Here is a 20,843-nt window from a genome sequence, read left to right as displayed (position 1 = left end):
GATGACCGATCTTTCAAATGATTCCAAGACCCTGGCGCTGTCACCCCCTTACATTGTCGATGCAACGCCGGACGTCAAAAGCGAAGACCCCACTGCAGGAGTGCCGCTGTTAGGGGTTCCTTTGAGGCTTACAGGGGGCGGGCATCTGAAAGTGGTTGTGGATCCGCCCTCTCCGGGGGCGGATTCTGTGGTACTCCATCTCAACGGCAGTGTCACGCCCATCGACGCCCCTGTGACGGTCGATCCGGTCACAAAACGCACCACGTTCGAAGTGTCCAGGGCTCTGCTTCGCAATGGCCTGCAATATTTCAATTATGTAGCCAAGCGTATCGGTGGCAGCGATGAGCCGTCGCCCAATCTGTGGGTGCTGTACAGCAGGGATCGCCCAGGTGGTCTGGACCCGATAGTCGACGACCAAGACATCCACGAAGGGCTGGTTATTGATCTGCCTGAGGACGTCAAACAAAGCGGTGTCGACCTGGTAGCGGCCGAGCGAGGCGTCCCGCTTACCGTCTCTTACGCGTTTGCCAAATTGCACGACGTGGTGACCGTAAACTGCAACGGATTTCCGTTCAATCACATTGTGACGGCGGGCGATATCGGTGGCGGGTTCGACATCTTGCTGCCTAAAGCCGCTTTCATTGGCGGCGGCAACAGCCTGACCTTCAAGATTTTTTATACGGTCAAGGACCAACTGGGAAACAGTACCCAAAACTCACTGCCATCGCCGGCCCTCTCGATCAAGGTCGACCTGACGCCCAAAGTTGAACTCCCACCTGCGCCTTTTGTGCCAGCGCTGGCAGGCAATGTGATCTTTCCCGGCAAGCACACCGCGGGTTTCGTGGTCCGGGTGGATTGGACCAAAGGCTTCAAACCCGGCGATAGAGCCAAACTGGTGGTGAAGGGCGGAGCTGCGGGAGCAGGAACACCGGTATTCAACTTTGTGGCGTTCAATGCCAACTTCCGCGCCAATTTCCAGCTGACCCCGGCGTTCATTCTGGCGAACGCAGGCCGGGAGGTGGTGTTCACGTGGACTCTGTTGAGTGGTGGCGTGGAGACCGGGTCCGAGCCGCTGACCCTTATAATCGAAAGCGTCAATGTGACGGATACGAATTTTCCCAAGCCGGAAATTGTTGAGGCTTATGGGACGAACGCTGTGGATCTGCGGGCGTTTACAGGCGATGCAAAGATCGTCTGCGCACCTTGGCCATTTATTGGAGTGGGGCAAAAATACTGGCTGCATGTCTTGGGCACTGGCATGGATGACAACCCCAAGACTGTCCCCATTGCTGTGGGAAAAACCTTGACGCCGGAAGAGGTCCACAACGGGCTAGACGGTGTGGTGCCACGTAAAGAGCTGGAGCTGTTCAAGCCGGGTCATCAGTTGAGGGCGCGGCTGCGCGTGGACTTCTACCCCAATGAAAACGTAGACACGATCAGGACGTTCACGCTGACCTACTACACGCTAGTCACCGCCGGGATGAAAGCCATCCTGGAGTTCATTAATGCACCTTATCGCGTTGCGCCCTTGGGTCGCCTGACCGACATATCGTTGAAACTGGTTGACGAAACGGGCAATTTCATCAGAGAGGCGTCGGTACATTTGACTATTCCGGGCATTTTCAGATACTCGGACGGCACGACAGGGCGGCGTGAGTTTAAGACGAGTTTACTTGGTGAGTTGGTCATCCGGGGGGTGACTGGGCCGGATGCGCCAGCCACCAATTACACAATCACGGCTGAATATAATGGTAAAACTGTGATTGCGAAGTTAAATGTGACGGCCAGAGGGGCGATTGGAGAAGTAGATCTTGGCTTTGTTCCACACACTTATATTGGTCATGGGTACCATACGCTTATGGTAAGCCCGGATGGGACCAAGATATGCGTGATGAAACCCGCTAATGATAATGGCAGTTTGGCAATTATCGATGCCGAGACCTTGCAGATGTCCGACAAGTCTGTGGCGCGTTTGAACGCCTTTAACTTTGCGATCGGACTTGATAGCAATCAGGTCTTTATAAGCAGCACTCACAGCTATAGTCGTACAGTTTATGATTTGTCGACTGGAACGCAGGTGCTGATTCCAACGAATACTTATAACTCGGGGGGATGTGTCTTTGATCGGGAGGGTGCTCATGCCTATGTGACAAGTCAACAAGGGTTGAGAAAGACCGATATCGTGTTTAAGCGTGAAAAGGATATTCCAGGCCCGAGCAGCAGTGGTCCAATTATTCTGAGTTCCGACGGTCGACGTATATTTACTTTCGCTGGTGGGTCTCTATATAGCATTGATACAAGTAATGACACGTTAGTCAAAGTCGTCTCGCAAGGCTGGAACGCAAATACAATTGCAATAAGTCCGGACGGTAAACGTCTTTACGCCGATGATAGGTCTTCCCCAAGGATCAGAGTTATTAACTCCGAAACATTGCTCACTATCCAGTCGGTCGACGTTTTGAAACCGGGCCTGATTACCTTGAGTCCGGATGGGCGGCTACTCTTTTTTGCCAGTGAAGGAACCGTAACGGTTCTCGATTCCTTAAGCCTTAAGGAGGTCAAGACGTTCCCGGTCCAGGGTGATCCCTGTGCCCTAGGGTGTAGTCCTGATGGTTCCCGCCTCTATATTGCCTATAAATCCAAAACATCTATCACGGCTATTCAGGTCTAGTAACCCTGTAGGCAAGTACGCGCACATTAATAAGATGGCTGATTGTCTATTCTTGGGAACTGATCAGTCGCTTAAACCCCGCCATCGCTCTTTGCGAGCAGGCGCGCTTTTGCATTGGACCGCGTCCATTCGGACAACTTGGTTCAATGTGGGAGCCGTGCTTGCCCGTGAAGACGCCTTCAGCCTCACCCCATCACCCTCAGGCGCATCCACGACCCATTTCTTCCGATCCTCCACCGACACCCTCTCCCGATCCCACAGTCATCCCACGGTCTCCACCCAGGGCGAGAATTGGCGTCCCTAGTCTTATAAATGAAACACCCTCGGCTATACTCCGCAGCACTTGAACGACCCCCGAGGACTGACTGTGAAGAACTGGACGTTGCGCCAACGCATCTTGGCGAGTTTTGCGGTGATCATCGCCATCATGCTGTTGATGGTGGTCGTCTCGTATTCGCGGCTGTTGAAGATCGAAGCCAGTGAACAAAGCGTTCGCGATGACGCGTTGCCGGGGGTGTATTTCAGCTCGATGATTCGCAGCGCCTGGGTCGACAGTTTCCTTCGGACCCAGGAAATGCTCGGCCTCAAGGAAGGTCAGGGCATCAGTGCCGAGGACGCCGCCGATTTCCAGGCGTTCGAGGCGCGACTGGTGGAGCAGATCAATAACTACCGTGCCACGGTCACAACGGAAGAGGACAAGGTCGAAATCGCGGCCTTCGAAAAACTGCATGAGGATTTTCAGAAGATCCTGATGAAGGTGCTCGACCTGCATAAGAACAATCAGGAAGCCGACGCCATCAAGCTGTTCAACGAACAGCTGACCCCAGCGTGGACCGCCGGCCGGATGAAACTCAATGACATCATCCGCGAAAACAAAACCGTGGCCGATAACGACATGGCCGCCATCGACGATGCCGTGCTTGAGGCAAAAATCAGCATGGGTATTTCCCTGCTGGTGGCGGTATTGGCTGCCGGTTTCTGCGGTTTGTTGCTGATGCGCGCGATCATGGCGCCGATGAACCGGATCGTGGAAATCCTCGAAATCATGCGCACCGGTGACCTCAGCGGTCGTTTGAACCTGGAGCGCAAGGACGAATTCGGCGCGGTGGAAACCGGCTTCAACGACATGATGACCGAGCTGACGTCGCTGGTGTCTCAGGCCCAGCGCTCATCGGTACAAGTCACCACCTCGGTCACCGAGATCGCCGCCACGTCCAAGCAGCAACAAGCCACCGCCACCGAAACCGCCGCCACCACCACGGAAATCGGCGCGACCTCCCGTGAAATCGCAGCGACCTCCCGTGATCTGGTGCGCACCATGACCGAAGTGTCCACCGCGGCCGACCAGGCCTCGGTGCTTGCCGGTTCCGGGCAGCAAGGCCTGGCGCGCATGGAGGACACCATGCACTCGGTGATGGGCGCGGCCGATCTGGTCAACGCCAAACTGGCGATCCTCAACGAGAAGGCCGGCAACATTAATCAGGTGGTGGTGACCATCGTCAAAGTCGCCGACCAGACCAACCTGTTGTCGCTGAACGCCGCCATCGAGGCCGAGAAGGCCGGTGAATACGGGCGCGGTTTTGCCGTGGTAGCCACTGAAGTGCGGCGTCTGGCGGACCAGACTGCCGTGGCCACTTACGACATCGAGCAAATGGTGCGCGAGATCCAGTCGGCGGTATCGGCCGGGGTCATGGGCATGGATAAATTCTCCGAAGAAGTGCGCCGTGGCATGTCCGAAGTGCAGCAGGTCGGCGAGCAGCTGTCGCAGATCATCCACCAGGTTCAGGCGCTGGCGCCGCGGGTGTTGATGGTCAACGAAGGCATGCAGGCCCAGGCCACCGGCGCCGAACAGATCAACCACGCGCTGGTGCAGTTGGGTGATGCCAGCAGCCAGACTGTCGAGTCGTTGCGCCAGGCCAGTTTTGCCATCGACGAACTGAGCCAGGTGGCCGTCGGCCTGCGCAGCGGCGTTTCGCGATTCAAAGTCTGATGAGCGAACTCGCGGCTAAACGCGGCGCCGGAGTGCCGGTCAAGCAATCGTTGTACCTGGTGTTTCGCATCGGCAGCGAGCGCTTTGCCTTGCAGGCCATCGAAGTGGCGGAAGTGCTGCCGCGGCTGCCGTTGAAACCGATTGCCCAGGCACCGCATTGGGTCGCCGGGGTGTTTGCCTATCGTGGCGCGGTGGTGCCGGTGATCGACCTCAGTGCGCTGACCTTCGGGCAACCGGCGCAGGCCCGCACCAGCACGCGGCTGGTGCTGGTCAATTACCGCCCACATGAATCAACCCCGACGCAATGGCTGGGGCTGATTCTGGAGCAGGCGACTGACACGCTGCGTTGCAACCCGGCGGACTTCAAGCCCTATGGCCTGGACAATCGCCAGGCGCCTTACCTCGGGCCGGTACGCGAAGATGCGCAAGGTTTGCTGCAATGGGTGCGGGTTGCCGATTTACTCGATGATCAAGTTCGCGCGCTGTTGTTCCCGTCGCCGCCTCTCGATCCGGCGCTGCTTGAGGAGCGGCCATGAGCAGCGATCAACGATTTTTCGATTTCCTCAAGGAGCGTATCGGCCTCGACGTGACGTCGGTCGGCCCGGCGATCATTGAGCGCGCAGTGCGTCAGCGCAGCATTGCCTCCCGTGCGCTGACGGCTGACGAGTATTGGCACACGCTGCAAGGGTCGCAGGATGAACAGCAGGCGCTGATCGAAGCGGTGATCGTGCCCGAGACCTGGTTTTTTCGTTACCCGGAATCGTTCGCGACGCTGGCGAAACTGGCCAGCAAACGCCTGGCCGAGATCAACAACATGCGCGCGCTGCGGATTCTCAGCCTGCCGTGCTCAACCGGCGAAGAACCCTATTCCATCGCCATGGCCTTGCTCGATGCCGGACTCAAGCCCCATCAGTTCAAGGTGGAAGGTATGGACGTCAGCCCGCTGTCGGTGGAAAAAGCCCGGCGTGCGTTGTACGGCAAAAACTCGTTTCGCGGTCAGGACATTGCCTTTCGTGACCGGCATTTCAGCGCCGAACGCGACGTCTATCGCCTCAGTGATCGCGTGCTTGAGCAGGTGCGCTTGCAGGTCGGCAACCTGCTCGATCCGGCGTTGCTGGCCAGCGAGCCGCCGTATGACTTTGTGTTCTGCCGCAACTTGCTGATCTATTTCGACCAGCCGACTCAGCAGCAGGTATTCGAGGTGCTCAAGCGCCTGACCCATGTCGACGGCGTGCTGTTTATCGGCCCGGCCGAGGGCGGTTTGCTCGGGCGTTTTGGCATGCGTTCGATTGGCATTGCGCAGTCGTTTGCGTTCAGCCGTCAGCGTGTGCCGGAGCCAGAACCGTTTCCCCTGTTCGTGCCGGCCCCGTTGCCGGTGCGACAATCGGCGCGCAGCGTGCCTCCGCCACCGGTGCGCAATCGACCGTTCGCCACCCTCACTCCGCCCCCGGTCACGGCGAAAGCCTCGGACGCCACCGCGTTGCTCGCGAACATCGCCGTGCTGGCCAACGAAGGCAAAAGTGTTGAAGCGCGCATCGCGTGCGAACAGTATTTACGCAGTCACGAACCGGTCGCCCAGGTGTTTTACTGGCTGGGACTGCTCAGCGATGTCAGTGGCAACGCCCTCGAAGCCCAAGGTTTTTATCGCAAGGCGTTGTACCTTGAACCGCAACATCCCGACGCGTTGATGCACCTGGCAGCCTTGCTGCAATCCCAGGGCGATGCGGCGGGTGCCAGACGATTGCAGGACCGCGCCGCCCGCAGCGGGCGCGCCGACAGTGAGCGTAAACGATGAGCGCCTCCGACACCTTGAACGTCACCCATGAAGATGCCCAAGCCATTGACGATTGCTGGAACCGCATCGGTATTCACGGTGACAAGTCCTGCCCGCTGTTGGCCGAACACATTCACTGCCGCAACTGCGCGGTGTACTCCGCCGCCGCCACGCGTTTGCTTGATCGCTATGCGTTGCAGCAGGACGACCGCGTGCAACACTCGGCGACGGTCGAATCGGACATAAAAACCCGATCGCTGCTGATGTTTCGACTCGGCGAAGAATGGCTGGCGCTGGCCACTCGCAGCCTTATGGAAGTGGCGCCGTTGCAAGCCATTCATTCCTTGCCGCATCAGCGTTCCCGGGCCTTGCTCGGCGTGGCGAATGTGCGCGGCGCATTGGTCGCGTGCCTGTCGCTGGTGGAACTGCTCGGGCTCGACGCCACCCACAACGTGGCTTCCAGCGCGAGGGTCATGCCGCGCATGTTGATCATCGCCGCCCATGGCGGGCCGGTGGTAGTGCCGGTGGACGAGGTCGACGGGATTCATGCCATCGACGAGCGCATTCTCGAGACTGTCTCACAATCCGGCACTCAGGCGAGCGGCAAGTACACCCGCGGCGTGTTGCCCTTCAAAGGTCGTAGCTTGCGTTGGCTGGATGAAGAACAATTGCTGTCTGCTGTGACCCGGAGCCTCGCATGACCCCCGAGCAAATGCGCGACGCCTCGTTGCTGGAGCTGTTCAGCCTGGAAGCCGAAGCCCAGACCCAGGTCCTGAGCGCAGGCCTGCTGGCATTGGAGCGCAATCCGACCCAGGCCGATCAACTCGAATCCTGCATGCGCGCGGCGCATTCGCTCAAGGGTGCGGCGCGGATCGTTGGTGTCGACGCCGGGGTCAACGTTGCCCATGTGATGGAAGACTGTCTGGTCAGTGCTCAGGAAGGGCGCCTGTACCTGAGTCCCGAGCACATTGACGCGTTGTTGCAAGGCACCGACCTGCTGCTGCGCATCGCCACACCCAACAACAGCGTGACGCCAGCGAATATCGAAACGTATGTGGGGTTGATGACGCAGTTACTCGATCCTCTGGCGCACGCCGCGCCGCTGATCGCCGGGCGTCAATCCGAACAACCACGCGTCGAGCTGCCGGTGCCGGTGGTTGAGCCGCCGCCTGCCGCGCCAGTTGATGCTCCCCAAAAGACCAAGCGCACCACCGAAAACGGTGAGCGCGTGCTGCGCGTGACGGCCGAACGCTTGAACAGCCTGCTCGACCTGTCGAGCAAATCCCTGGTGGAAACCCAGCGCCTCAAGCCGCACCTGGCGACTATGCAGCGCCTCAAGCGCATGCAGAATAACGGTCTGCGGGCCCTGGAAAACCTCAACGTCCATCTCAAGGATCACGCCTTGAGTCTGGAAGCCCAGGAAGCACTCGCAGATGCACGGCGGTTGCTGGCGGAATCCCAGCAACTGCTGAACGAGAAAAACGCCGAGCTGGATGAATTTGCCTGGCAGGCCAGTCAACGCGCACAGGTGTTGTACGACACGGCGCTGGCCTGTCGCATGCGCCCATTTGCCGATGTGTTGACCGGGCAGGTACGCATGGTTCGCGATTTGGGCCGGGACCTGGGCAAACAGGTTCGTCTGGAGATCGAGGGCGAGAAAACCCAGGTCGACCGCGACGTCCTGGAAAAACTCGAAGCGCCACTGACGCACTTGCTGCGCAATGCTGTGGATCACGGCATCGAGTCCCCGGAACAGCGGCTGCTGGCCGGTAAATCGGCGGAAGGTGTGATTCGTCTGCGCGCCTCCCATCAAGCCGGACTGCTGGTGTTGGAATTGAGTGATGACGGCCATGGTGTTGATCTGGAAAAGGTCCGTCGCACGGTCATCGAGCGGCAGTTATCCCCAGCGCAAACCGCCGCTCAACTCAGTGAAGAAGAGCTGCTGACGTTTTTATTCTTGCCCGGTTTCAGTCTGCGCGACACGGTGACCGAAGTGTCCGGGCGCGGCGTGGGATTGGATGCGGTGCAGCACATGGTCCGCCAGTTGCGCGGTGCGGTGGTGCTGGAGCAGACGGCGGGCGAGGGCAGTCGTTTCCACCTCGAAGTGCCGCTGACGTTGTCGGTGGTCCGCAGCCTGGTGGTGGAGGTTGGAGGCGAGGCTTATGCGTTTCCGCTGGCCCACATCGAACGCATGTGCGACCTCGAGCCGGAAGACATCGTGCAGGTCGAAGGCCGGCAGCACTTCTGGCACGAGGGGCGGCATGTCGGGTTGGTGGCGGCCAGTCAACTGTTGCAGCGCCCGATCAACCCGAACAGTCAGCAAACCCTCAAGGTCGTGGTCATCCGCGAGCGCGAAGCGATTTACGGCGTAGCGGTCGAGCGTTTTATCGGCGAGAGGACGTTAGTGGTATTGCCGCTGGACGAGCGACTGGGCAAGGTGCAGGACATCTCCGCCGGGGCGTTGCTCGACGACGGTTCGGTGGTGCTGATCGTCGACGTCGAAGACATGCTGCGCTCGGTGGATAAGTTGCTCGATACCGGGCGCCTGGAACGCATTGCCCGCCACAGCAATCAAGCGGTCGAGGCGGCGCGCAAGCGGATTCTGGTGGTCGACGACTCACTGACGGTTCGCGAGTTGCAACGCAAGCTGCTGCTCAATCGCGGCTACGAGGTGGCGGTGGCCGTTGATGGTATGGATGGCTGGAACGCCCTGCGTTCGGAGGATTTCGATCTGCTGATCACCGACATTGATATGCCGCGCATGGATGGCATCGAATTGGTGTCATTGTTGCGCCGCGACAACCGCCTGCAATCGCTGCCGGTGATGGTGGTGTCGTACAAGGATCGTGAAGAGGATCGCCGTCGTGGACTGGACGCCGGGGCCGACTATTATCTAGCCAAAGCCAGTTTTCATGACGATGCCCTGCTTGATGCGGTGGCTGAGCTCATCGGTGGAGCACGGGCATGAAAATCGCAATCGTCAATGACATGCCCATGGCGGTGGAGGCCTTGCGCCGCGCCCTGGCGTTTGAGCCGGCGCACCAGGTCATCTGGGTCGCCAGTGATGGCAAGGAAGCGGTGCAAAAGTGTGCCGAGCAGACACCGGACCTGATCCTGATGGATTTGATCATGCCGGTGATGGACGGGGTCGAGGCCACCCGGCGGATCATGGCCGAAACGCCGTGTGCCATTGTGATCGTTACCGTCGATCGCCAGCAGAACGTACACCGGGTGTTCGAGGCCATGGGCCATGGCGCCCTGGACGTGGTCGATACCCCGGCGCTCGGCGCCGGTAATGCCCAGGAAGCGGCGGCGCCGTTGTTGCGCAAGATCATGAACATTGGCTGGTTGATCGGCGAGCGGGGTAACCGCGAGCGAACTGTGCCGAGCCCGTTGCGCAGTGCTGGGTCGCGCCAGCGCCTGATTGCCATCGGCTCATCCGCCGGCGGACCGGCCGCGCTGGAAATTCTGCTCAAGGGCTTGCCGCGAGATTTTTCGGCGGCCATCGTGCTGGTACAGCATGTCGATCAGGTGTTCGCCGCCGGCATGGCTGAATGGCTCGGTAGCGCCAGTGGCTTGAATGTGCGCCTGGCGGTCGAGGGCGAAGCGCCTCAGGCCGGAACCGTGTTGCTGGCCGGCACCAACCACCATATTCGATTGTTGAAAAACGGCACGCTGGCCTACACCGCCGAACCGGTCAACGAAATCTACCGGCCCTCGATCGATGTGTTTTTCGAGAGTGTGGCCAATTACTGGAACGGAGACGCCGTAGGGATTTTGTTGACGGGTATGGGACGTGATGGCGCGCAGGGGCTTAAACTCATGCGCCAACAAGGTTACCTGACCATCGCTCAGGACCAGAAAAGCAGTGCGGTATACGGAATGCCCAAAGCGGCCGCGGCCATCGACGCCGCCATGGAGATTCGCCCACTGGACAAGATAGCGCCACGATTGCTGGAGATATTCGCCAAATGACCGCCATTAGCAGCAATCCTGGCCCAAGAAGTACTCAGGTGACCGCACATGAATGACTTACAGCTCGACGGCTTCAAAACCGACGAAAACGCCGCCATGGTGTTGTTGGTGGACGATCAGGCAATGATCGGCGAAGCGGTGCGTCGCGGGTTGTCGAACGAAGACAATATTGACTTCCACTTCTGCGCAGACCCGCATCAGGCCATCGCGCAGGCGATCCGCATCAAGCCGACGGTGATTCTTCAGGATCTGGTGATGCCGGGTCTGGACGGCTTGAGCCTGGTGCGCGAGTACCGTAATCATCCGGCGACCAAGGACATTCCGATCATTGTCCTGTCGACCAAGGAAGACCCGCTGGTCAAGAGCGCGGCGTTTGCCGCCGGGGCCAATGATTATCTGGTCAAGCTGCCGGACAACATCGAGCTGGTGGCACGAATCCGCTATCACTCGCGCTCCTACATGACGCTGTTGCAGCGTGACGCGGCGTACCGTGCGTTGCGGGTCAGCCAGCAGCAACTGCTCGACACCAATCTGGTGCTGCAGCGGCTGATGAATTCCGATGGCCTGACCGGGCTGTCGAATCGCCGGCATTTCGATGAATACCTGGAGCTGGAGTGGCGCCGTTCGCTGCGTGACCAGAGCCAACTGTCGCTGCTGATGATCGATGTGGATTACTTCAAGTCCTACAACGACAGCTTCGGTCATCTGGAAGGCGACGAAGCCTTGCGCAAGGTCGCGGCGGCGATCCGCGACGCCAGCGCTCGTCCGTCTGACCTGCCGGCCCGTTACGGTGGCGAGGAGTTTGCGTTGGTACTGCCCAACACCACGCCAGGCGGTGCACGCCTGGTGGCGGAAAAACTCCGCCAAACCGTGGCTGCACTGAAGATTCCGCACCTTTCGCCGACCGAAGGCTCCAGCCTGACCATCAGCATTGGCCTGTCCACCATGGTCCCGCAACCGGGCAGCGATTGTCGGCAATTGATCTCGGCGGCGGACAAGGGGCTGTACCTGGCGAAGAACAATGGGCGCAATCAGGTCGGGATCGAGTGAGGTAATGCACGACCTGTAGCCGCTGTCGAGCCTGCTAGGCTGCGTCCGGCGGCGAAGCCGCCGTAAAACCGTACAGCGCGGTCCTCCAGACAAACCGTGTGCGCAGGATTGGCGAGGACTTCGTCCTCGGACGCGGCCTCGCGGGGCTCGACCGCTGCTACAGGAATGTTTGAGTCATTCGCGCCTAAAGCCGCCAGGCGGGCTGCCGTGGAGGCCTGTTTACGTTATACTCGCCGGCTTTCAAAAGTTCGCCAACGAGTGCTGCCCGCCATGGAAATCAACCCGATCCTTAACAGTATCAAGGACCTGTCCGAGCGCTCCGAAACTATTCGGGGGTATCTTTGACTACGATCAAAAGCATGAGCGTCTGACTGAAGTCAATCGCGAGCTTGAAGATCCGTCTGTCTGGAACAACCCGACGTACGCTCAGGAACTGGGCCGCGAGCGGTCCCTGCTGGCGCAGATCGTCGAAACCCTCGACGAAATGCACTCCGGCCTGGCCGACGCCAAAGACCTGCTGCTGATGTCCGCCGAAGAAGAAGACCAGGCCGCCGTCGATGACGTCGCCGCCGAAGTCGAGCGCCTGCGCGAGTCGCTGGAAAAACTCGAATTCCGTCGCATGTTCAGCGGTGAAATGGATGCCAACAACGCCTACCTGGACATCCAGGCCGGCTCCGGTGGCACCGAGGCCCAGGACTGGGCCAACATCCTGCTGCGCATGTACCTGCGCTGGGCTGACAAACGCGGTTTCGACGCGACCATCATGGAACTGTCCGCCGGTGAAGTCGCCGGGATCAAGGGCGCGACCGTGCACATCAAGGGCGAATACGCCTTTGGCTGGTTGCGGACCGAGATCGGCGTGCACCGTCTGGTGCGCAAGAGCCCGTTCGACTCCGGCAACCGCCGCCACACCTCGTTCTCGGCCGTGTTCGTGTCGCCGGAAATCGATGACAACATCGAAATCGACATCAACCCGTCGGACCTGCGCATCGACACCTACCGCTCCTCCGGTGCCGGTGGTCAGCACGTAAACACCACCGACTCGGCCGTACGTATTACTCACGTACCGACCAACACCGTGGTCAGCTGCCAGAACGAACGCTCCCAGCACGCCAACAAAGACACCGCGATGAAAATGTTGCGGGCGCGCTTGTACGAGCAGGAAGTGCAGAAACGCAACGCCGCGTCCCAGGCCCTGGAAGACACCAAGTCCGACATCGGCTGGGGTCACCAGATCCGCTCGTATGTACTCGATGCGTCGCGAATCAAGGATTTGCGCACTAACATCGAACGCAGCGACTGCGACAAGGTGCTCGACGGCGACATCGACGAATACCTGGTGGCCAGCCTGAAACAAGGCCTGTAAACCACCAGTCAAGACCTCAAGTCCCCTGCCACCGGTGGGGGCAACGAACCTGTGATGGAATTTTTAAAGACATGAGCGACCTAGAACTCGACCCGCAAGCCCTGCAACAGGAAGAAAACTCCCTGATCGCCCTGCGCAAGGAAAAGCTTGCTGCCGAGCGCGCCAAGGGCAATGCCTTCCCGAACGACTTCCGCCGCGACAACTACTGCAATGACTTGCAGAAACAGTACGCGGACAAGACCAAGGAAGAGCTGGCAGAGGCTGCAATCCCGGTCAAGGTTGCCGGTCGCATCATGCTCAACCGTGGCTCGTTCATGGTGATCCAGGACATGACCGGTCGCATCCAGGTCTACGTCAACCGTAAAACCCTGTCCGAAGACACCCTGGCCGCGGTGAAAACCTGGGACATGGGCGACATCATTGCTGCCGAAGGCACCCTGGCCCGTTCGGGCAAGGGCGACCTGTACGTCGAAATGACCAGCGTGCGCCTGCTGACCAAGTCGCTGCGCCCGCTGCCGGACAAGCACCACGGCCTGACCGACACCGAACAGCGCTACCGTCAGCGTTACGTTGACCTGATCGTCAACGAAGAAGTGCGCCAGACCTTCCGCGTTCGTTCGCAAGTGATCGCGCACATCCGCAGCTTCCTGATGCAGCGTGACTTCCTCGAAGTCGAAACGCCGATGCTGCAAACCATCCCGGGTGGCGCAGCAGCCAAGCCGTTCGAGACTCACCACAACGCGCTGGACATGGAAATGTTCCTGCGTATCGCGCCTGAGTTGTACCTCAAGCGCCTCGTTGTCGGCGGTTTCGAGAAAGTGTTCGAGATCAACCGCAACTTCCGTAACGAGGGCGTTTCGACTCGTCACAACCCTGAATTCACCATGTTGGAGTTCTACCAGGCGTACGCCGACTACGAAGACAACATGGACCTGACCGAAGAACTGTTCCGCGAACTGGCGCAGCTGGTTCTGGGCAGCACCGACGTGCCTTACGGCGACAAGGTGTTCCACTTCGGCGAACCGTTCGTACGTCTGTCGGTGTTCGATTCGATCCTCAAGTACAACCCTGAGCTGATCGCTGACGATCTGAATGACATCGACAAGGCGCGTGCCATCGCCAAGAAGGCCGGCGCCAAGGTGCTGGGCTTCGAAGGTCTGGGCAAGCTGCAAGTGATGATTTTCGAAGAGCTGGTCGAGCACAAGCTGGAACAGCCGCATTTCATTACCCAGTACCCGTTCGAAGTGTCGCCACTGGCCCGTCGCAACGATGACAACCCGAACGTCACCGACCGTTTCGAACTGTTCATCGGCGGCCGTGAAATCGCCAACGCCTACTCCGAGTTGAACGACGCGGAAGACCAGGCCGAGCGCTTCATGGCGCAGGTCGCCGACAAGGACGCGGGCGACGACGAAGCCATGCACTACGACGCCGACTTCGTTCGCGCGCTGGAGTACGGCATGCCGCCAACGGCGGGTGAAGGTATCGGTATCGACCGTCTGGTGATGCTGCTGACCAACTCCCCGTCGATCCGCGACGTGATCCTGTTCCCGCACATGCGGCCGCAAGCGTAAGTGTTTCAATTAAAAAGCCGCCTTTTCAGGCGGCTTTTTATTGCCTGTCTGGTACAAACGTATCAATTTATTGCTTTCATCTGAGAGGAAAGACCTGTCGTGAATCGTGCAATGGCTCAAGAAGGTGCAGCGGGTATCGCCACTGCGGTCGCTGAAAGTGTTCAGTACCAGGGCCGCAAGGCCAGCCGACAGGGCAGCGAGCAGCGTCGACAGGACATTCTCGATGCGGCGATGCGCATTGTCGTGCGCGATGGCGTGCGGGCCGTGCGCCACCGCGCGGTGGCGGCCGAGGCCGGCGTGCCGTTGTCGGCCACCACCTACTATTTCAAGGACATCGATGACTTGCTCACCGATACCTTTGCCCAATACGTGGAGCGCAGCGCGGCGTTCATGGCCAAGTTGTGGGTGAACAATGAGGGCTTGCTGCGCGAGATGGTGATCAGCGGCGACGGCAGCCCCGAGGCGCGCTCCCAGCTGGCGGACGACATTGCACGGTTGATGACGGACTATGTTCACCGGCAATTGATCAACCGTCGCGAACACTTGATGGCTGAACAGGCGTTCCGTCAGGAGGCCTTGTTGAACCCGCGCCTGGCGGAATTGGTGCGCTCGCATCAGCAGATTCTCCTCCAGGGCACCTGCCAGCTTTTCGAGGTGTTGGGTTCGCGTGAGCCACGAGAGGATGCCAAAGTGTTGACGGCGATTATCGGACGGATGGAATATCAGGGCCTGCTCAACGACGCCGAGCCTGTGGGTGAAGAAGAAATGCTCGGTATCCTCAATCGCTACATGCACTTGGTACTCGCGTCGGTGTGAGTTGAGCACGGTCCCCGTAGCCGCTGGCGAAGGCTGCGTTCGGCGACGAAGTCGTCGTAAAACCTGCCACCGTGTTCCTTCAGGTTGATTCGGGATTCAGAGTTTACGACTGCTTCGCAGCCGAACGCAGCCTTCGGCAGCTGCTACAGGACTGCGTGTTCATAGGGAGTGTTGAATGAAAGCCTGGCGCGTCATCGTGATCGCCTTGTCGTTCCTGCTGCTCAGTGGCTGTCTGGTGACCTTCAAGGAACCGCTGCCCGCGAGCGACCCCGCGCCCAAAGGTTTGCTCGGCAAATGGACCAGCACTAACGCCTGGGGCGAGCCGATGAACTTGGAACTGACGCGCATCGGTGACCATCGTTATCAGGCGGTCAGCTACTTCAAGGCCAAACCCGGCGAACGCGAAGCCTATCCCTTCACCGTCTCGCGCCATGGCAGCCGCTGGTACCTGTCGGCGAAAGTGCCAGCCAAATACGGCGGCCATTTCACCATTGCCGGTTTCGAACTCACGGACAAACATGAATTGGTGGTCTACAACCTCGACCTCGAGCAAATCAACCAGGCACTCGGACAAAAAGTCTTGAGCGGCGAAGGTTTTCAGACCGACGACGGCGACGGCGTATTGGTCGACAACGCACTGGATCAGGTCTTCAGTTACCTCGACGATCCGGCCAATTCCGATGTCTTCGTCGAAGCGGTGCGCTATCAACGCCTGGCCAACAGCAAATAGACTCAGCACATAACGGTTTTTCTACAGGAGTTTCGGGTGGACGATTACCAGCAGACGATACGCATTTTGTCCGATCGCATTGTGCTGGCGCAGACGCCGATTCGCGTCCTCGATGCGGTCAAGTGGGACGACAGCATCCGCAAGGGATTCCTCAAGGCCAAGGGCAAGGAAATGCCGGCGGTGGACCGCGATTACTACCTCAATCGGCCACTGACGTTCGACTCCAGCAAAGTGAAACTGGAGTTCCAGAACATCGAGCGCGACATTACCCGCCAGCTCGGCCAGTTCAACCCGGTCGGCCAGATCATGCGCCGCATGTGCAAGGAATACCGGATGGTGGTGCGCATGCTGGAAGCGCGCGGCACCGAGGATTTTGGCCTGATTTCCCAGGAACTGTACGGTGCTGCGTCCGACGCGTTCCACGCCGGTGACCCGACTCTGGCCGATCTGGGGCTGATGCTTTCCGATTACCTGAACAACATCGACGGCCGTGGCGATCTCAAGGATGAGCCAAAAATCCTTACGGCCAAGGAAGCCGTGCACCTGCTGCAAACCCGCTTGAACAAGGTCTTTGGCGAAGCCGAGGAAACCATTCGGGTGTTCGAGTCCGACGGGATCGTCGCCGATGCGGCGGCCGGTGCGGACTACATCAAGATCCGCGCCGATGCGATGTTCAACGACCGTGACGTGCGCGCCCTGGAAGTCCACGAAGGGCTGGTGCATGTCGGCACCACGCTCAACGGGTTGAACCAGCCGATCTGCACCTTCCTGTCCAAGGGCCCGCCGTCGTCGACGGTGACCCAGGAAGGTTTGGCGATCCTGATGGAAATCATCACCTTCGCGTCCTACCCGAGTCGCCTGCGCAAACTCACCAACCGTACCCGCGCCATTCACATGGTGGAGGAGGGCGCGGACTTCCTGCAGATCTACGAGTTCTTCCGCGAGCAAGGCTTCGAAATGGCGGAAAGCTACGGCAACGCCAGCCGGGTATTCCGTGGTTCGGTGCCCGACGGTCTGCCATTTACCAAAGACTTGTCCTACCTCAAGGGCTTCATCATGGTTTACAACTACATTCAGTTGGCCGTGCGTAAAGGCAAGCTTGAGCAGATCCCGCTGCTGTTTTGCGGCAAGACCACGCTGGAAGACATGCGCACGCTGCGCCAGTTGGTTGATGAAGGGTTGGTGGTGCCGCCGAAGTATTTGCCGGATCAGTTCCGCGACCTGAACGCGCTGTCGGCGTGGATGTGCTTCTCCAACTTCCTTAACCATTTGAGCCTGGACCGGATTGAAGCGGATTACTCCAACATCCTCTAACGATCACGAATACCCCTGTAGGCGTGAGCCTGCTCGCGATTGCGGTTCAACATTCAACATTGATGTTGGCTGACACACCGCTATCGCGAGCAGGCTCACTCCTACAAGGGGATGTGTATTTTCAATTCTGAATTTTGCGAGGTTTCAACGGATGAGATTCCTCGGCATGGTTTGCCTGCTTCTGACCTTGAGCGGTTGCAGCTCCCTGCTGTTCTACCCCGAGCCCGGCCAGTTGTTCACCCCGGAAAAAGCTCATCTCGAATACCGCGAAGTCACCCTCGTCACTGCCGACGGTCTCAAGCTCAACGCCTGGTGGTTGCCGGCCAAAAAGGGTGTCGACGTCAAAGGCACGGTGCTGCACCTGCATGGCAATGGCGGCAACTTGCCGATGCATCTGGGTGGGAGCTGGTGGCTACCCAAGGCAGGTTATCAAGTGCTGCTGATCGACTATCGCGGCTACGGTTTATCCGAAGGGAAACCGAGCCTGCCGGCGATCTATCAGGACATCGACGCCGCGTTCAAATGGCTCGACCAGGCCCCCGAAGTCAAAGGCAAACCGCTGATCCTGCTTGGCCAAAGCCTCGGCGGCTCGATGGCTGTGCACTACCTGGTTCAACACCCCGAACGTGAGAAACAGCTCACGGCCCTGGTCCTCGACGGAGCACCGGCCAGCTATCGCAGCGTCGGCCAATTTGCCTTGAGCACTTCATGGCTGACCTGGCCGTTCCAGGTGCCGTTGTCCTGGCTGGTGCCGGACGATGAAAGCGCGATCTACTCGATGCCGCAGCTCAAAAGCGTGCCGAAACTGCTCTATCACAGCATCGACGATCCAATCGTGCCCCTTTCCAACGGCATCCGTCTGTATCAAGCTGCGCCGCCGCCGCGTGTGCTGCAACTGACCCGAGGCGGTCATGTGCAGACGTTCGCCGACCCGGTCTGGCGAAAAGTCATGCTGCGTTATCTCGACGACCCGCAGCATTTCAACGGCCTGCGCCGCCTGGGTGAAATCCCCAATTACCCGGCACCCCCGAATTCAGAAGATGAACCACCAGAGAGCCCGCAATGAGTGAAGAACGTAACGCCATCCCGCTGATCATCACCGGTATCTGCAGCATCCTCGGCACCGTGGGTGCCTTGTGGTACTACGGTTACCTGCATTTCGCCAAGCCTGAGGACGCGTTGCTGCTCAACGAATTCACCATGCTCAAGACCATGCCGGGCGAGGACTACAAAGTCTCCCTGGAGCCTGCCGCGCAAGTGGCGCAGTGCATTGATGGCGTGCTGGTGCTGTTTGATACCGAGCAAAAAGGCCTGACCGGTGTGCTGGTCGACAGCAAGAAAAAGGCGGTGCGTTGCATGGGGCAGGAAACCCCGCAGAAGCTGGAGCAGTAACCCCATTTTGCGAGCACCAAATTTCCTCTGTGGGAGCGAGCCTGCTCGCGAAGGCGGCGAGTCTGCAAAAACATATTTTGAATGTTGAATAGCTTTCGCGAGCAGGCTCACTCCTACAGGATTTGTTTTTTGCTCCATGAAAAAGCCCCGACTGAGCCATCAGCCGGGGCTTTTTGTTTAAGCAGATGTTACTTAGTTCGAGCTAACCGCCGAACGCGGAATCACCGGCTGGTTATCATTGGAAATGGTCACCTCCACCCGACGGTTCATCGCCCGGCCCGACACGCTATTGTTTTCAGCAACCGGGTATTCCTTGCCATACCCCTGAGCCACGATGCGCGCCGGATCAACGCCCATTTTCACCAGTGCCGTGCGCACCGAATCGGCCCGACGCTCCGACAGCGACTGGTTGTGGCCCTCGGTGCCGGTGCTGTCGGTGTAACCCTCGACGATCACTTTGCGATCCGGGTTTTCCGAGAGGAACTGCGACAGTTTGTTGATGTTCGCCAGACCGCTGGGCTTCAGGTCTGCGTGGTCGGTGGCAAACAACACATCACCAAACGTCACCAAGGTGCCGCGGTCGGTTTGCTTGGCGTTAAGGCTGGCCTGCAACTGCTTGATCTGCGTGTCACGCGCATCCAGACGCGCCTGGGCACGTTGGGCCGAAGCGTTTTTCAAGTTGGCTTCAGCGGTGCGCAGGGCGATGGTCTGCTTGGCCACTTCAACGCGCTGATTGGTCAGGTAAGCCAGTTGATCGACCTTGGCCGCGTCTTGCTTGTCGCGGTACGCCTGATCGGCTTTGTCCAGGTAATCACTGGCGTCTTTGGTTTCCAGTGCCGCAACTTTGCTCGCTTGCGGGTTGGCTTGCAGGCCGCTGTAGTTGGTGCGCGCCTGTTCCAGGTTCGCGTTAGGCGGGGTGGAGCAGGCAGCCAGGGCAACACTGGCGGCGAGGAGAGCGGGGATCATCAATTGTGTACGCATAATCATTCGTCCTTTTTAATCGGTAAGAGCTTCAGGTCCGGGGTCTGGATGCGCGCTTACTGCACGGTGCGCTGACTTTCCTGACGCAGTTCCTGAACACCTTGCTGAGAGTCCTTCAGTGTCTGTTGAGCTTTCATCGCCTGAGCCTTGCGTTCGGCCACACGAGCGTCCCACTCGGCTTGCTCGGCGAGCATCCGCGCCTCGTCATACTTTTTGTCGTGCATGGCGATTTCGGCTTGTTTGAATTTGTCTTGAGCGGACTTCATCTCCACAGCCGCAAACTCGGTGCCGCCGGCACTGACCGCGTCATTGACGGCGGATTGGGTGACCGCGTATTGCTCGGTCGGCGGGTTACCGGCGCAACCGGCCAGAATGAAACTGCTGCCAATTGCCAGGGCAGCCAGTTTCAGGCCACGCAAGTGGGTGGATGAGGTGGTTTTCATAGTCTTCAACTCCATTGGAATTACTCCTGTAAAACTTGAATATCCATCCTGGTATGGAGCCGTAACCGACTGACGTGATGTGCAAAATGAGACGACCGTACCAGGCGTGGTTACTGGTTACGACCAAAGGCATTTTTTAAAAGTTCAGAGAAATTCACCGTGCCTGCGAAAAAGCACGAAAGGCTCTATATCGGGAACTTTGGCGGCGAGAGGCGGTATTCCGGGGCTTTTTATCGCTCAGGAATTCACGTTTTTTGATGGGTATTACTTCCCTGTAGGAGCCCCCTTGCCACAGGGCTCCCACAGTTTTACATCAGCAGGATCAGTGTTTCTGCTTGTCACTACCGACCGACAAATCATGCAAATGCCGCCGCGACAATGCGAGAAAACGCGGTGTAGGACCGACGTCTTCGTACAGCGGATCACCTTCTTCATCAGTCGCCACAACGGTCGAGCCCTTCACATACGGAAAGCTTTTTTCCAGCTCTTCCAGGGCGGCGCCAATCAGCTCGCCGAGCAGTTCTTCAGGTTGGCGTTTGGGGTACATCTCGGTAATGGCCGCCAGCCGTGCGGCGGCTTCCACGTCCAGGTGAATCGTGTAGCCCGTCTCGGTCAGGCGACCCTTGGCGTTTTCTTCCCAATGCTGGGCAAGCTCGCGAATTTTCATAGTGACCTCAATGCGTTCCTGCTCGTGGCAGGCCGTTTCAGTGTCCGGCAGTGGCCGGCGAAAGCCGTTGTGCGGCTTCCTCTTCAGACTAGCTTCTGCG

General features: G+C 58.9%; 18 protein-coding genes. 15 read left to right on the top strand and 3 right to left on the bottom strand.

Annotated features, from left to right (window positions below; genetic code table 11):
• The first annotated feature begins 1 nt into the window (after position 1).
• The 15 genes from SB725_RS06645 (at position 2) to SB725_RS06575 (ending at position 18,652) form a co-directional block, all read left to right on the top strand.
• Positions 2 to 2,671, top strand: coding sequence for a YncE family protein (locus SB725_RS06645; protein ID WP_410921452.1), 2,670 nt, complete (start codon positions 2 to 4; stop codon positions 2,669 to 2,671).
• 367 nt (positions 2,672 to 3,038) lie between these two features.
• A complete protein-coding gene (locus tag SB725_RS06640; protein WP_410921451.1) occupies positions 3,039 to 4,661 on the top strand; it encodes a methyl-accepting chemotaxis protein in 1,623 nt (540 codons plus the stop codon).
• Positions 4,661 to 5,197 (top strand): chemotaxis protein CheW, encoded by a 537-nt coding sequence (locus tag SB725_RS06635; RefSeq protein ID WP_027924932.1) that lies wholly within the window; start codon positions 4,661 to 4,663, stop codon positions 5,195 to 5,197. Before SB725_RS06640 ends, SB725_RS06635 begins: the two co-directional genes overlap by 1 nt.
• The gene (locus tag SB725_RS06630; RefSeq protein WP_027924933.1) at positions 5,194 to 6,456 is read left to right on the top strand and encodes a CheR family methyltransferase; all 1,263 of its coding nucleotides are present in this window, start codon (positions 5,194 to 5,196) and stop codon (positions 6,454 to 6,456) included. Before SB725_RS06635 ends, SB725_RS06630 begins: the two co-directional genes overlap by 4 nt.
• Positions 6,453 to 7,136 (top strand): chemotaxis protein CheW, encoded by a 684-nt coding sequence (locus SB725_RS06625; RefSeq protein WP_027924934.1) that lies wholly within the window; start codon positions 6,453 to 6,455, stop codon positions 7,134 to 7,136. The genes SB725_RS06630 and SB725_RS06625 overlap by 4 nt, the downstream gene beginning before the upstream one ends.
• Positions 7,133 to 9,403, top strand: coding sequence for a hybrid sensor histidine kinase/response regulator (locus SB725_RS06620; RefSeq protein ID WP_410921450.1), 2,271 nt, complete (start codon positions 7,133 to 7,135; stop codon positions 9,401 to 9,403). Before SB725_RS06625 ends, SB725_RS06620 begins: the two co-directional genes overlap by 4 nt.
• Positions 9,400 to 10,410 carry a chemotaxis response regulator protein-glutamate methylesterase gene (locus SB725_RS06615; protein ID WP_410921449.1) on the top strand — a complete coding sequence of 337 codons (1,011 nt, stop codon included), beginning with the start codon at positions 9,400 to 9,402 and terminating at the stop codon, positions 10,408 to 10,410. Before SB725_RS06620 ends, SB725_RS06615 begins: the two co-directional genes overlap by 4 nt.
• Before the next feature lie 48 nt (positions 10,411 to 10,458).
• Entirely contained in the window at positions 10,459 to 11,460 is a 1,002-nt protein-coding gene (locus tag SB725_RS06610; protein WP_027924937.1) for a PleD family two-component system response regulator, read from the top strand.
• A gap of 270 nt (positions 11,461 to 11,730) precedes the next feature.
• A protein-coding gene (prfB, locus tag SB725_RS06605) for a peptide chain release factor 2 (protein WP_155953740.1) occupies positions 11,731 to 12,826 on the top strand; the annotation gives its coding sequence in 2 pieces (ribosomal slippage) (positions 11,731 to 11,802 and positions 11,804 to 12,826; 1,095 coding nt in all).
• Positions 12,827 to 12,897: 71 nt separating this feature from the next.
• Complete coding sequence (gene lysS, locus SB725_RS06600; protein WP_410921448.1) at positions 12,898 to 14,400, top strand: lysine--tRNA ligase; 1,503 nt, start codon at positions 12,898 to 12,900, stop codon at positions 14,398 to 14,400.
• Positions 14,401 to 14,499: 99 nt separating this feature from the next.
• Positions 14,500 to 15,216 (top strand): TetR/AcrR family transcriptional regulator, encoded by a 717-nt coding sequence (locus SB725_RS06595; RefSeq protein ID WP_027924940.1) that lies wholly within the window; start codon positions 14,500 to 14,502, stop codon positions 15,214 to 15,216.
• A 175-nt stretch (positions 15,217 to 15,391) separates the two neighbouring features.
• Positions 15,392 to 15,946 carry a hypothetical protein gene (locus tag SB725_RS06590; RefSeq protein ID WP_027924941.1) on the top strand — a complete coding sequence of 185 codons (555 nt, stop codon included), beginning with the start codon at positions 15,392 to 15,394 and terminating at the stop codon, positions 15,944 to 15,946.
• Between the two features lie 36 nt (positions 15,947 to 15,982).
• Positions 15,983 to 17,260, top strand: a complete 1,278-nt coding sequence (locus SB725_RS06585) for a flavohemoglobin expression-modulating QEGLA motif protein (protein ID WP_027924942.1) — start codon at positions 15,983 to 15,985, stop codon at positions 17,258 to 17,260.
• A gap of 151 nt (positions 17,261 to 17,411) precedes the next feature.
• Positions 17,412 to 18,326 (top strand): alpha/beta hydrolase, encoded by a 915-nt coding sequence (locus SB725_RS06580; RefSeq protein WP_027924943.1) that lies wholly within the window; start codon positions 17,412 to 17,414, stop codon positions 18,324 to 18,326.
• The gene (locus tag SB725_RS06575; RefSeq protein WP_027924944.1) at positions 18,323 to 18,652 is read left to right on the top strand and encodes a hypothetical protein; all 330 of its coding nucleotides are present in this window, start codon (positions 18,323 to 18,325) and stop codon (positions 18,650 to 18,652) included. The genes SB725_RS06580 and SB725_RS06575 overlap by 4 nt, the downstream gene beginning before the upstream one ends.
• Positions 18,653 to 18,844: 192 nt before the next feature.
• Here SB725_RS06575 and SB725_RS06570 read toward each other — a convergent pair whose 3' ends face one another.
• The 3 genes from SB725_RS06570 to SB725_RS06560 form a co-directional block, all read right to left on the bottom strand.
• Positions 18,845 to 19,633, bottom strand: coding sequence for an OmpA family protein (locus SB725_RS06570; RefSeq protein WP_059181555.1), 789 nt, complete (start codon positions 19,631 to 19,633; stop codon positions 18,845 to 18,847).
• 56 nt (positions 19,634 to 19,689) lie between these two features.
• Positions 19,690 to 20,091 (bottom strand): DUF4398 domain-containing protein, encoded by a 402-nt coding sequence (locus SB725_RS06565; protein ID WP_027924946.1) that lies wholly within the window; start codon positions 20,089 to 20,091, stop codon positions 19,690 to 19,692.
• 307 nt (positions 20,092 to 20,398) lie between these two features.
• Entirely contained in the window at positions 20,399 to 20,743 is a 345-nt protein-coding gene (locus SB725_RS06560) for a hypothetical protein (protein WP_027924947.1), read from the bottom strand.
• Between the last annotated feature and the right edge of the window lie 100 nt (positions 20,744 to 20,843).

It is taken from the genome of Pseudomonas sp. SIMBA_041, assembly GCF_046535095.1.
Taxonomy (GTDB): Bacteria; Pseudomonadota; Gammaproteobacteria; order Pseudomonadales; family Pseudomonadaceae; genus Aquipseudomonas; species Aquipseudomonas mucoides.
The sequence above is the reverse complement of the archived record's forward strand: the minus strand, read 5'-3'. Positions and strand labels throughout refer to the sequence as shown.

Bases quoted from the DNA above. Each gene is read 5' to 3' on its own strand.
- SB725_RS06645 (WP_410921452.1), top strand. From the start codon at position 2: ATGACCGATCTTTCAAATGATTCCAAGACCCTGGCGCTGTCACCCCCT.
- SB725_RS06635 (WP_027924932.1), top strand. From the start codon at position 4,661: ATGAGCGAACTCGCGGCTAAACGCGGCGCCGGAGTGCCGGTCAAGCAA.
- SB725_RS06630 (WP_027924933.1), top strand. From the start codon at position 5,194: ATGAGCAGCGATCAACGATTTTTCGATTTCCTCAAGGAGCGTATCGGC.
- SB725_RS06625 (WP_027924934.1), top strand. From the start codon at position 6,453: ATGAGCGCCTCCGACACCTTGAACGTCACCCATGAAGATGCCCAAGCC.
- SB725_RS06620 (WP_410921450.1), top strand. From the start codon at position 7,133: ATGACCCCCGAGCAAATGCGCGACGCCTCGTTGCTGGAGCTGTTCAGC.
- SB725_RS06615 (WP_410921449.1), top strand. From the start codon at position 9,400: ATGAAAATCGCAATCGTCAATGACATGCCCATGGCGGTGGAGGCCTTG.
- SB725_RS06610 (WP_027924937.1), top strand. From the start codon at position 10,459: ATGAATGACTTACAGCTCGACGGCTTCAAAACCGACGAAAACGCCGCC.
- lysS (WP_410921448.1), top strand. From the start codon at position 12,898: ATGAGCGACCTAGAACTCGACCCGCAAGCCCTGCAACAGGAAGAAAAC.
- SB725_RS06590 (WP_027924941.1), top strand. From the start codon at position 15,392: ATGAAAGCCTGGCGCGTCATCGTGATCGCCTTGTCGTTCCTGCTGCTC.
- SB725_RS06580 (WP_027924943.1), top strand. From the start codon at position 17,412: ATGAGATTCCTCGGCATGGTTTGCCTGCTTCTGACCTTGAGCGGTTGC.
- SB725_RS06575 (WP_027924944.1), top strand. From the start codon at position 18,323: ATGAGTGAAGAACGTAACGCCATCCCGCTGATCATCACCGGTATCTGC.
- SB725_RS06570 (WP_059181555.1), bottom strand. From the start codon at position 19,633: ATGCGTACACAATTGATGATCCCCGCTCTCCTCGCCGCCAGTGTTGCC.
- SB725_RS06565 (WP_027924946.1), bottom strand. From the start codon at position 20,091: ATGGAGTTGAAGACTATGAAAACCACCTCATCCACCCACTTGCGTGGC.
- SB725_RS06560 (WP_027924947.1), bottom strand. From the start codon at position 20,743: ATGAAAATTCGCGAGCTTGCCCAGCATTGGGAAGAAAACGCCAAGGGT.